General features: G+C 48.4%; 11 protein-coding genes. 4 read left to right on the forward strand and 7 right to left on the reverse strand.

From position 1 onward, the window contains the following. Positions 1–45 precede the first annotated feature (45 nt). From AC1TPC_RS06815 to AC1TPC_RS06825, 3 genes are all read left to right on the forward strand, one after another. A complete protein-coding gene (locus AC1TPC_RS06815; protein ID WP_482066112.1) occupies positions 46–2,322 on the forward strand; it encodes a DUF1430 domain-containing protein in 2,277 nt (758 codons plus the stop codon). Between the two features lie 2 nt (positions 2,323–2,324). Next, entirely contained in the window at positions 2,325–2,966 is a 642-nt protein-coding gene (locus tag AC1TPC_RS06820) for an ABC transporter ATP-binding protein (protein WP_482066113.1), read from the forward strand. Between the two features lie 158 nt (positions 2,967–3,124). Then, a complete protein-coding gene (locus AC1TPC_RS06825) occupies positions 3,125–4,123 on the forward strand; it encodes a DUF1835 domain-containing protein (RefSeq protein WP_482066114.1) in 999 nt (332 codons plus the stop codon). Between the two features lie 68 nt (positions 4,124–4,191). On the opposite strand, the gene AC1TPC_RS06830 is transcribed toward AC1TPC_RS06825, so the two are convergent. The 5 genes from AC1TPC_RS06830 to AC1TPC_RS06850 form a co-directional block, all read right to left on the reverse strand. Beyond that, positions 4,192–5,121, reverse strand: coding sequence for an MBL fold metallo-hydrolase (locus AC1TPC_RS06830; RefSeq protein ID WP_482066293.1), 930 nt, complete (start codon positions 5,119–5,121; stop codon positions 4,192–4,194). Between the two features lie 274 nt (positions 5,122–5,395). Continuing rightward, on the reverse strand, positions 5,396–5,647 hold the full coding sequence (locus tag AC1TPC_RS06835) for a GlsB/YeaQ/YmgE family stress response membrane protein (RefSeq protein WP_482066115.1): 252 nt from the start codon (positions 5,645–5,647) through the stop codon (positions 5,396–5,398). A 113-nt stretch (positions 5,648–5,760) separates the two neighbouring features. Further along, positions 5,761–6,849, reverse strand: a complete 1,089-nt coding sequence (locus tag AC1TPC_RS06840) for a sensor histidine kinase (RefSeq protein ID WP_482066116.1) — start codon at positions 6,847–6,849, stop codon at positions 5,761–5,763. Continuing rightward, complete coding sequence (locus tag AC1TPC_RS06845) at positions 6,846–7,520, reverse strand: response regulator transcription factor (RefSeq protein ID WP_482066117.1); 675 nt, start codon at positions 7,518–7,520, stop codon at positions 6,846–6,848. Before AC1TPC_RS06845 ends, AC1TPC_RS06840 begins: the two co-directional genes overlap by 4 nt. Before the next feature lie 21 nt (positions 7,521–7,541). Continuing rightward, positions 7,542–9,290 (reverse strand): ABC transporter ATP-binding protein, encoded by a 1,749-nt coding sequence (locus AC1TPC_RS06850; RefSeq protein ID WP_482066118.1) that lies wholly within the window; start codon positions 9,288–9,290, stop codon positions 7,542–7,544. Positions 9,291–9,575: 285 nt separating this feature from the next. Between AC1TPC_RS06850 and AC1TPC_RS06855 the strand changes: the two genes are divergently transcribed. Then, positions 9,576–10,271 carry a class I SAM-dependent methyltransferase gene (locus tag AC1TPC_RS06855; RefSeq protein WP_482066119.1) on the forward strand — a complete coding sequence of 232 codons (696 nt, stop codon included), beginning with the start codon at positions 9,576–9,578 and terminating at the stop codon, positions 10,269–10,271. 3 nt (positions 10,272–10,274) lie between these two features. On the opposite strand, the gene AC1TPC_RS06860 is transcribed toward AC1TPC_RS06855, so the two are convergent. Both AC1TPC_RS06860 and AC1TPC_RS06865 read right to left on the reverse strand, forming a co-directional pair. After that, a complete protein-coding gene (locus AC1TPC_RS06860) occupies positions 10,275–10,889 on the reverse strand; it encodes a class I SAM-dependent methyltransferase (protein ID WP_482066120.1) in 615 nt (204 codons plus the stop codon). A 27-nt stretch (positions 10,890–10,916) separates the two neighbouring features. Beyond that, positions 10,917–11,465, reverse strand: coding sequence for a class I SAM-dependent methyltransferase (locus AC1TPC_RS06865; protein ID WP_482066121.1), 549 nt, complete (start codon positions 11,463–11,465; stop codon positions 10,917–10,919). Between the last annotated feature and the right edge of the window lie 29 nt (positions 11,466–11,494).

Here is an 11,494-nt window from a genome sequence, read left to right on the forward strand (position 1 = left end):
GTCTGTAAGAGATGGCGGAATTTTTGAATATAGGGGAGCGGAGAATTGAAAAAGATATTATCGTGTTTACTAAGCTTTATTTTCGCGGTCTCTTTTCTATTGTCTTACAATCAAACTAATAGGAATGAATTGGATAAGATGGAGACAGTAGGTGATGTGATTTCAAGAAAGTTAAATATTCCTAACAATGGGATTTTTGCTTCACCAGATGAGATTTACCCAATCTTACTTGAAGCGGCCATCGAAACAAGGGTAAATATTTTCAGAACAAACATCGATTATAGTGTAGATGACGAAGTTCAAATTCATAAGTACGTGTTACTGACAGACAATACCCGATTATTTTCTTCCCTGCGTTTAAAAAGCGGCAAGTTTCTAACTGCTGAAGATACTCAGCATGGTAGTTATTTCCTATCCAATGTAGATTCTGGAGATCAAAACCAAGTTGGCATTATTAATAGTTTTGGAAATAATTATTTATTTGAAATGAAACCGCTACGATTTGCTTATACACATCTTCCAGTAGAAGGTCAGTACCTTGTGGAGTCATCTGAGGAACAATACAACGAATTTATTGAACGTATCATCCACAAAGTAAACAAACTAGTTGATGAAAAGACACTTCTCTCCCCTGAAGATTTTAAGTATCAATCTTATAATTCTGGTGAAATCGAAATCAAAGAAGAATTCTTAACATATATCAAATATTTGATTTTTATCATCACGATTATTATGCTCGTCTATTATGTTTTTAACGAATCCAAGCGGATTGGTGTAATGAAAATGCACGGCCTATCTAACTTACTTTTGTGGTACTTTGTTGTTGGAAGATTGATTTCCGTTATTTTTGTTTTATCTTTAGTGGCCTCTGTAATTGCATCACTATTAATTAAAAATGTGACTGTTCAGTTTATCGGTAGTGTTGTCATCTCTGAATTAATCAGCTATATCATCGTTAATTTGATTTCACTCATCGCCTATATCTATATCTCTAGAATAAGAGTTGTCGATGCGATTAAAAGCCGCAAAGAAACGAACAGTATCTTTGCTTTGAACACGCTGCTCAAGATTGGATCTTCCTTATTTCTTATCTTGATCATCCTTTCAATCTGGAACCAGTATAATAATTTGCACATCAAGCAAGAAAATTTGAAAAGCTGGGAGCGAAGCAAGGATTACGGTGTTTTCTATCCTCTAAAAGTTGGGAACGATTTGGAGGATGTAAATAACGGAGCACACAAGATGACTCTGGCGCAAGTCACAGGTCTCTACCCTTTACTTAATCAAATGGGAGCCATATACATTGATGCGGGAGAATATGAGCAACAAGCACTTCTTTTAAACAGGGAAGGCATACGTAAGATTTCGGTAAACCTTAACTATCTGCATGAATTCCCAGTATATGATACACAAAAAAATTCTGTGAATATTTCTGAGGATACTAGTGATTTGATACTGCTTGTACCTGAAAAATACCGAAATAATGAAAAGAGTATTTTCGATTACATTAGGAAAACAAGGAAGAGTCGTGCTGAAGGTGATGAATCCCTGTTTAAAGTACATGTTACAGATCGCATAAAGAATCAACAACTGAAAATCATCTGGATTGCAAATGGACAGAAAATATTTAGCTTCAATCCAGATGTATTTCGATTAGAAAAAAATATGATTGTAGATCCGATCATCCAAGTGATCACCGAGCAAAACAGTCTTGTTGCAGATAAGGCAAACATGACGACCGGTGGTGGGGGACGAGATTCATTGAAGGTGAAACTAATTAATAGAGATAGCCAGAAAACGTTAGAGGCTCTGGAGCCTGAACTGAAAAGACTGAAACTCGACGACAACTTGACAAACCTGATATCAGTCAACCAGTACATTCTCAAACAGATTTACGATTTGCAAAAACAGAGGAATCAACTTTTGTTCATTAGTTTCGGGCTAGTAGCAGGGTTGTTGGTGCTTGTTGTACAGAATCTAAGTGTATTCTTCAGCAAATATAAACGCAGATTTATTATTCGCAGATTATTTGGAATCGGTTTTTTCAGGACTTATAAGGAGTATATGTGGCTATTAACGGCGACATGGGTGATTCAAATAGGCACTTGTTTCCTTGTGAACAACGGATTAGCAACTACTCTGTTACAAAAGGCTGGGGGCGCATTTGCAGTGGTGTCATCCATCCACCAGGCAGTGGGGGCATCTGACATCAGTGTTCTTGCAATAGGTGGTGGGGTAACCGCGATTGAGTTTGTAGCGGCTGTTCTTGGACTCTTCGTTATTGAGCGTCGAAACAAAGTAAAAATACTGAGAGGGGGTTAAACGTGAACACGATATGTGAGCTTGTGGATGTTAGCAAATGCTATCAAGACCGCGTAGTTTTTGAGAATATAAACTTTAAGGTTTACGAGGGCGAAATGCTCGCCATTATTGGGAAAAGCGGTTCTGGAAAGACAACCGTTCTTAATGTTATGGGATTGCTAGAAAATTCGAGTAGTGGCACTGTTAGACTGTTTGATAAGAATAGTCCTCGGATTGGTTCGGCTAAGGCTAGACGGCTTGTCATGACAAAAATATCCTATTTATTCCAAAATTATGCGCTAATTGATGATGCGACAGTGGACTATAATCTTGAAATTCCGCTGCTTAATTCGAGGCAAACAAGAAAGGAAAAACAAAAGTTAAAAATGAATGCGCTTGAGAAGGTTGGGCTGGATATCCCACTCAAACAGAAAATATATGGAATTTCAGGCGGTGAGCAGCAAAGAGTGGCGATCGCGAGAACCTTGTTAAAACCCAGTGACCTCATCCTTGCCGATGAACCCACTGGCTCATTAGATATCGAAAACAGAAACGAAATCGTTAAGCTTCTAAAGGGGCTCAATAATGTAGGCAAAACAATTGTTATTGTGACGCATGATCAGTATGTTGCGGAAGCATGCGACAAAATCATAAAACTGTCGTGAGGATGCGTGATAACAGCGCACACCAAGTTAAAAACTCAAGCGAAAACCACCGGTCGTCAGGGAGCCAAACCTAACGACGGTGGTTTTTTCGCATGAAAAACGGACCAGGTTGCAAAAGCGCCCATTCTCCGCCAAAATCAACCTATAAAGGAGGCGAGATGATGCTTCATATTGTAAATGGAGATACGGTAGGAACAAAGCTCAAGGAGGGCGGCGCTTCAGGGGATATTCTCGTTTGGCGGGAAATTTATACGGTCGGCCCCGTATTTGAACAGCCTGCGCTGCCGGCAAATCGAGCTGCCAGAGGGCAATATTTGGAGCAAGCGCTGGGCATTCCGCAGCAGCAATGGCGCGAAGGCTCGGAAGCGCAGGAAAAACAACTGGCAAGCTTCCAGCAGTACGACGATATCGTGTTGTGGTTCGAGCATGACCTGTTCGATCAAACGATGCTCTGCTGCTTGCTTCACAGGCTTGCGGAACTAGACTTAGGCGATACGAAGCTTCATCTGCTAAGCATCAATCAATATCCCGGCATTCCATTATTTCATGGCCTCGGTCAGCTATCCGCGGAGCAGCTGTCCGGCTTGATCGGTACTTGGCATGAAATAAGCAAGGAGCAGCTCCTTTTAGGCAAAAAAGCCTGGGAAGCGTACACGTCCCCGACTCCTGAGGCGATCTCTCAGCTGCTTCAGCAGGATACTTCTACCCTTCCGTTCCTGAATGATGCGCTACAGCTTCATTTAACTCGTTTTCCATCTACGCAGAACGGCCTTGGCATTGTCGAGCAAACTACGCTGGAACTGCTCTTAAAAGGCATTGACACGCCCTTGCAGCTCTTCTCTTATGCAACCGACAAGCTTCATGCGCTCGGAATGGGCGATCTCGAATATTGGCTTTGTCTGCGGCGCCTCTCGCAAGGCTCGCACCCGCTCATTGCGATTGAGGGCAATGAAAAGATTCCGACTCTAAATGACTCCCCGCAAGCTTTCTTGCAAGTAGAGGTAAGCTTAACCGAGCTAGGCGCTGAGGTTGCGGGATATAAAGCCGATTGGATCAAGCTGAACGGCATTCATGAATGGTACGGCGGCGTGCTGCTCGAGAGCAGCAGCACGCCGTGGCGCTGGGATGACCAGCGCTCCACAATCGTACGTTGCTAAGCAAGCATCGCAACAGAACAGCCTGCCGGGTTTATCCGGCAGGCTGTTCTGTTGCGGCCTAATATCGCTTAACGCCACCAAGACGAGGAAGGATAAACGGCTGCTTGAATGAATACGGTCTCGCCAATTTTCGGAGTGGAAATGCGTGCATTCCTCTCCTTCGCAGCTTTCACGGCGCGTTCCACCGGATCGGTCCAATCATGCATCGCTAGCGTAAATGCGCCCCAATGGATCGGAATCATAACATTGCCCCGCACGTCCAAGTGAGCCTGAACCGTCTCCTCTGGCATCATATGGATCGCGGCCCAGCGCTCATCGTATTGCCCGCATTCCATCAAGGTCAGATCAAACGGACCGTATTTATCGCCGATTTCTTTGAAGTGAGGGCCATAGCCGCTGTCGCCGCTAAAAAAGATTTTGGTCGCGCGTCCCTGAATAACCCACGAGCACCACAGCGTAGCATCACGATCCGTAAGGCTTCTTCCCGAGAAATGTCTAGCCGGCGTGCAAGCCAGCTGCAGCCCCTCGCAGGAAAACTCTTCCCACCAGTCATGCTCATCTATTATTGTGGGATCAACTCCCCATTTGATCAAATGCGGTGCAACGCCAAGCGGCACTATGAACCGTTTCACCTTGTCCTTTAGCTTCACGATGGAGCCATAATCCAAATGATCGTAATGATCATGGGATATGAGCACGGCATCGATCATCGGCAGCTGCTCGATTTCAAACGGCAGCTTGTCGCTGTATCTTTTTCCGCCAAAGAGAGGAAACGGAGATGGAACCTTGCCGAACATCGGATCAAGCAGCAGCGTATGACCCTCGAGCTGAAGCAGAGAAGCGGAGTGGCCGAACCATGTCAGCTTAGGCTGCGGCTCCTGACCGAAATAAACCTCGCTAAGCGGCTCAATCATAACCGGCTTGCCTGGCCTAGCCTTCGGATTCCCTTTCACGAACTGGACAAGCATCTTCAGCTTCTCGCCTGTCGTTGTCTCCATCGAGGTAGGAATCGGATTTATAAACCTTTTGCTGGCATAATACCTTGAGCGACTAAGCTTCTTCCTGCGCTCCTTCGACTGGCTTGCTCCGAGAGCAGGATAATATCGCAGCATCAGATAAACGAAAATGACGAGAGCAGCGATGAGACTAATGATTATAAGCATTTCTTTCGACCTCTTTCATCTCAGCTTTTGGACGCAGAAAAACCGCTATCGAAGTATACGTTACACCTTCAACAACGGTTTTATCAAGTTTTTGCGTAAAAGCTTCAGGCTATGCCTTTCTTACACTGCGCATAATGGCACTTAACAGCAGCACGATCACGACAGCTCCAATAATTGCCGGAATAAGCGCAAATCCGCCCATCGACGGCCCCCACGAGCCAAGTATAAGCGTACCCAGCCAAGCTCCGATGAAGCCGGCGATAATGTTGCCGATAATGCCTCCCGGAATGTCACGGCCTGCAATTAAGCCGCCTAACCAACCAATAATACCGCCAACGATCAATGTCCATAATAGACCCATTTTAATCTTCCCCTCTCTATACTGTTATATAGCTATAATTAACCTCTTATGTCCCCTTTGAATCATAGGGGCGAGGTGTAATTTGTGGAAAGAGAGGGGAAAGGGTCCTTTCTTCAAACGCTGCCTTCTGGCTGCGGCACTGCATGCGGCAGAATCACCTCGAAAGTCGAGCCCTCATGCAGCCAGCTCTCTACGCGTATTTCGCCATGATGCAGCTCGACAATTTTTTTCACGATCGACAGGCCAAGCCCGCTTCCGTCAGCCGTCCGCGTCCGCTGCTTATCACCCTTATAGAAGCGCTCGAACATCCGCAGCTGATCCTCCGGCGCAATGCCGATGCCGGTATCTATAATAAGCACCTTGATTTCCTTCTCTGCCCGCTTCAGCACGACCTTCACACTGCCGTGGGCAGGCGTAAACTTAATCGCATTATGAATGAGATTGACCCAAACCTGGCTAAGCATCTCCTCGTTGGCCACGATCTCCGTTTCCGCAAGCTCGAGCTCCAGCTCGAGTTCCTTCTCCAGCCACTGCGGCTCGCAGGCCAGCACGATGCTCTCCAACTGCGCATCAAGTCGGTAACGCTTCGTGTCGAGCTGCTGCTGCTTTGCTTCGAGCGTGGTCAGCTTGAGCAGATTGTCGCTTATTTTGGATAGCCGCGTCGTTTCCTTCTCAATAATCGACAAATAATGCTTTTGCTCCTCAGGACTCAGATCCTCGCGCTGCAAGGTGCTCGCAAAGCCGCGAATCGATGTCAAAGGCGATTGAATCTCATGCGATACGTTAGAAATAAACTCCTGACGAAGCAGCTCTACCTGCTTCAGCTCATGAGCCATTTCATTTATGGATTGGACGAATGCACCGATTTGACCATGATACTTCTTGTCGCGGTCGAGCGAGACATTGAAATCGCCTTTTGCCATCCGTTTCAGCGCATCCATCATTTCGGTCCAAACCGCTCTCTGCTTCGATCGAGTCAGCAAATTAATGATCGCGATCAGCATGAATAAAAATAAGATGCCGAGGCCCCAGTTGACCAATTGCAAGACATACTCTGGCAAGATCACCTCATGCCTTGCATAAAACCATTTTGTGAGCCAATACGCTAGCGAGAAAGCGAGCCCGCTGACTAAAAATACCATCGACAGCGAGCCCATGAAGCGCAGCGCAATCTCGAATTTCGATAAGCGCCGCCGCTTCATTGGAGCACCTCCAGCCGGTAGCCGAGTCCGCGTATCGTACTGATCTTAATCGACACACGCCAAGCCTCAAACCGCTCCCGCAGGCGGTTGATATGCACGTCGAGCGTTCTCTCGTTTCCGTCAAAATCATAGCCCCAAATCGCTTCGATCAACTGATTCCGCGTTAACGTGCGGCCCAGATGGCTAACGAGCATGAACAGCAGCTCAAATTCCTTCGGAGGAAGCGTCATATACTCGGCGTGAACCTTCACCTCATACGTCTGTCGATCCAGCATCAGCTCCGCAACGGATACCTGCTGGGACACCGCGATCCGGTAACGTTTCAGCAGCGCCTTGACCCGGACGGTCAGCTCAGCGGGATCGAATGGCTTCACTAAATAATCGTCCGTTCCCAGATTGAAGCCGCGCACCTTATCGCCCATCTCGCCCTTGGCTGTCAGCATGAGCAGCGGAATATCGTAATGCTTGCGAAGCTCCTGGCACAGCTGCCAGCCGTCCATGTTCGGCATCATAATGTCCAAAATAACCATGTCCGCAGGCGCAGCCTCCATTCGGGCAAGCGCCGCTCGTCCGTCCGGAGCTTCCTCTACGCTCAGACCTTCCTTCTGCAAAATAACGCGGACAAGCTCCCTTATATGCGGATCATCGTCCACAACAAGCACATAGCCCATCTCCACACCCTCTTCCGTTGCTTACGAAGCCGTTCTATTCATGCGAAGCTGGCCATTGGCGAATTCGCGGTACATCGTATGGCTCGCATACAGCTGCTCATGCGTTCCGACGCCAGTGATGACGCCCTTCTCGAGAAATACGATCGAATCGGCATCTACGACGGTCGACAAGCGGTGCGCGATCACGACCGTTGTCCGGCCGACCATCAGGTTCTTCAGCGCATCCTGCACCACTTCCTCCGACTTGCTGTCCAGGTTCGACGTTGCTTCATCGAGCATCAGAATATGCGGGTCGCGCAGCAGCGCTCTTGCAATGGCAATCCGCTGCCTCTGTCCTCCAGAGAGCTTAATGCCGCGCTCCCCAACCTCAGTTTCATAGCTGTCCGGCAAATCCTCAATAAAGCCATCTGCATAAGCCATTCGAGCAGCCTGCTCGATTTCCTGCTGAGAAACCTCGCGGTCCAGTCCGTAGCATAGATTTTCTTTGATGGTCCCCGCTATAATCGGGCTCTCCTGCGAGACGTAGCCGATCTGGCTTCTCCACGAGCGAAGCGAAGCATCCTTAATGTCCGTCTTGCCAAGCCTTATCGCGCCTGAGGTCGGATCGTAAAATCGCTCCAGCAGCGAGAACAGCGTTGTCTTGCCGCTTCCGCTCGGACCGACTAGCGCCGTTACTTTGCCCGCTTCAATCGTGAGGCTCACATCCCGAAGAATCGGCTCCTCCGGCTTATAGGCGAACGATACATTTTCTACCTGCAGCGTCTGATTCATTTCCGTAACCGCTTTGCCGCTATCCTGATCCTCCTCTTTCGCTTCCAAAATGCCAATAATGCTGTCGGTAGCTCCCATCGCCTTCTGAAATTGCGTAAAGAACTGGGCAATTTGCGTAATCGGCAGCATGATTTGGAACAGGTACATGATGAATGCGACCAATTCGCCCGCAGTCATTGCCCCTGAGGATACCTGCACGCCGCCAAAGCCGATCAAGCAAACGAGCAGCAAAATAATAATAAACGATACGAGCGGTGATATAAGCGCCTGCATACGGGCTTCCTTCAAGCCAAAGCCAAACAAATTCTGAATGCCCGTACGGCCTTGTTCATATTCGACAGGCTCGGAGCCGGATGCCTTCACAAGACGAATCTCCGATACGACACGATTTACGACAGAGGTAAAGCGCGCGTTCTCCGCTTGTGTGTCCTTGGAGATGCGGTACATTTTACGGCCGATCGGCACCATGATCAAGGCGGCAACCGGGAACACGGTGAGCATGATAAGCGTCATTTGCCAGTTCATGTATAACAAGATCGACAATGCGCCAAGAATGGACAAAATGCCTGTAAAAAATCCGGTCACATGCTCGGTAATAAGACCCTTGAGCAGCGCTGTGTCATTCGTCAGCCGGCTAATGGTATCGCCTGATGCCTTGTTGTCGTAATACGGAACCGGCAAGCGCAGCATTTTGCTCCACAGCCGCTCGCGAATGGACGATACGATCTTATTGCCGCTGTAATGCAGCAAATAGACGGACACGCCGCCAGATACCACCTGCGCAAGAAAAGCGACCGCCATCCCTACGATTTGCACCGTGCTTAATGAGCCAAGGGAGAATCCGTTCACCATATTTTTTGTAAATAGGGGGATGGTTAGTCCTACAAGCGTCGTAATAACGCTAAGGACAATAGCTATCGTTAACATAACCTTAGGAGGATTCGTCTCCATTATTAGTGCAATGAACCGCTTAACATTGCTGTTTTTATGATCTTTCATCTGTTTCACTCCTATTACTCAATTCTCTATTTTCTATTCTCTCCACCACGTTTTCTACTTTACCTTGCCTTATTAAACGCAGTTTAAACGATGGCAAGAAAAAAAGAGATACAGCTTCTTTTGCATGATGAATTGAATTGGGGTAAAATGGAAGGACTCTTTTGGCTTGAATGTTTTATTCGTTCGCTGGCTGGAGCGCAGAGTTGAAATAAGGCTCTTGACCTTGCCGTTACGGATACCTTTATGCTAGGGAAAGTTCAGAAACAATCTAAGGAGGAAGTAACGATGCCGGATCACGATGCCATTTATGCTAATGAAGCAGACCGTTACCATCAATTAATTGCGAAGCAGCCGGATTTACAGGCAGTCATTAAAGAAATACGGCCCATTAAAGGGCTGGATATAGTAGATCTAGGGGCAGGGTCGGGCAGGCTGACTTCCGTGCTGGCTGGACTCGCCAGATCGATTGTTGCCCTGGATGCAAATGAGCCTATGCTACAAATTGCGGCAGAGCGCCTTACGAGGGCGGGGCATACGAATTGGCGTACCGAGGCTGCCGATCACCGGCAGCTGCCGCTTGCGGATCAAAGCGCGGATTTAGTCGTGTCTGGGTGGAGCATCTGTTATTTGGCCAGCGACGAGCTTGCGGACTGGGAGCAAAACATTCGGCAGGTCATGGCTGAAATCAAGCGGGTTCTGCGCCCTGACGGCACCGTCATCATCTTCGAGACGATGGGGACCGGCTATGAGACGCCTAATCCCCCCAGCTTCTTAAAGCCGTATTACGCTGCCTTAGCCGGGCAATACGGCTTCTCGCACAAATGGATACGAACCGACTATACGTTTGACAGCGCAGAGCAAGCCGAGCAGCTAGTCCGCTTCTTCTTCAGCGATGAATTGGCAGACAGGATCGCGCAGGATAAGCTCGTCCATCTCCCCGAATGCGCGGGCATATGGTGGCTGCATCTACAAGAGGCATAGCAGCTAGTCCGCTTTTTGAATGCACCAGGTTGCCATGCAGCGCATGCCGGACACGATGACGGTTTTGAGCGGCTCGAATAATTGGCCCTGAAGCCTCGCGGTAAGGGCCAAGAGCCGTTCGTCATTTACGAGAAAACGAGTGCTTCCGTCTGGAAGCAGATAGCGCTCGTTCCCAAGCGGCTGCACGATGGACTCCATCCCGGTCGAGGAGGCAAGTCGCGCGAACAAGCGCCCGCCCGGCTTCAGCACGCGCCAAAGCTCCTGAACCATTTGGTCAAAATTCTCCTCATGCTCCGCGAAATGCAGCACCGCGCTGCTGATAATAAAGTCAAAGCTTTCGTCTGCGAAGCTCATTTGCTCGACAGCTTCGACACGCGCCTGATCCGTATGCCACTCAGGCGCTATTTCTGCTGCAAGACGCTGCACCTGCTGAATGGCACCCTCCGAACGGTCAATGGCATTCACCTTATAGCCGCTGCGCAGCAAATAGGTTAGATTTCGCCCCGAGCCGCAGCCTGCATCAAGGATTCGCATCTCCTTCGTGATTCGTCCCTTCAACAGCTGATCAAATAAGTAAATATCGATATCGCCAAACTGCTCCTTCAAATCTTCCAACATCGAGCCGCCCCCCTATCCACAAGACCATTAGGCTGCATAAATATAAACCTTTGTCCGGTACAAATCCCGGCATGTAATGACCTGCTTTGGCTCCCAATCCGGCAGCGCGAAGCAGACGCTTATAATGTGCGCACCAGGCGTGAGCTGGTTCCGCAAAATAACGCTTAAGCGCCGCATCGCTCCCGGATACAGGTAACAGACTACCGTATCCACATCCCGGTAACAATATGTGTATAAATCGCCCCTAATGAACGATACATTCGTCTGATTATTGAGTTTTGCCGCGAAAAAAGATATCCACATGGGGATAACTGAATTTTCGATGCCGATTATTCGCCAGCCCGTGCGGGCTCTTCCTGCCTGCAGCGCCAGCGTCCCCCAGCCGGAGCCGGCTTCCACCATGACGCCTCGGCTTGGAAGCTTTCTCAGCACAGCTACGACCACCCGCCGCACGGATGCGGGCGAAGGCATCGGCGAGATGCCGTTGCGCCAGCTTGCATACACGATCAAAAGAGCGGCAGCCAGCACGAATGCGGCCACCGCCATCAACATAATCTGATAGATGAGGCTTTCCATGATGCTTCCCTCACTTTTTTACATGAGCT

The organism is Paenibacillus sp. Y280 (assembly GCF_056786335.1).

Coding starts and splice junctions, on each gene's coding strand:
- AC1TPC_RS06825 (WP_482066114.1), top strand. CDS start 3,125: ATGATGCTTCATATTGTAAATGGAGATACGGTAGGAACAAAGCTCAAG.
- AC1TPC_RS06830 (WP_482066293.1), bottom strand. CDS start 5,121: ATGGAGACAACGACAGGCGAGAAGCTGAAGATGCTTGTCCAGTTCGTG.
- AC1TPC_RS06835 (WP_482066115.1), bottom strand. CDS start 5,647: ATGGGTCTATTATGGACATTGATCGTTGGCGGTATTATTGGTTGGTTA.
- AC1TPC_RS06840 (WP_482066116.1), bottom strand. CDS start 6,849: ATGAAGCGGCGGCGCTTATCGAAATTCGAGATTGCGCTGCGCTTCATG.
- AC1TPC_RS06845 (WP_482066117.1), bottom strand. CDS start 7,520: ATGGGCTATGTGCTTGTTGTGGACGATGATCCGCATATAAGGGAGCTT.
- AC1TPC_RS06850 (WP_482066118.1), bottom strand. CDS start 9,290: ATGAAAGATCATAAAAACAGCAATGTTAAGCGGTTCATTGCACTAATA.
- AC1TPC_RS06855 (WP_482066119.1), top strand. CDS start 9,576: ATGCCGGATCACGATGCCATTTATGCTAATGAAGCAGACCGTTACCAT.
- AC1TPC_RS06860 (WP_482066120.1), bottom strand. CDS start 10,889: ATGTTGGAAGATTTGAAGGAGCAGTTTGGCGATATCGATATTTACTTA.
- AC1TPC_RS06865 (WP_482066121.1), bottom strand. CDS start 11,465: ATGGAAAGCCTCATCTATCAGATTATGTTGATGGCGGTGGCCGCATTC.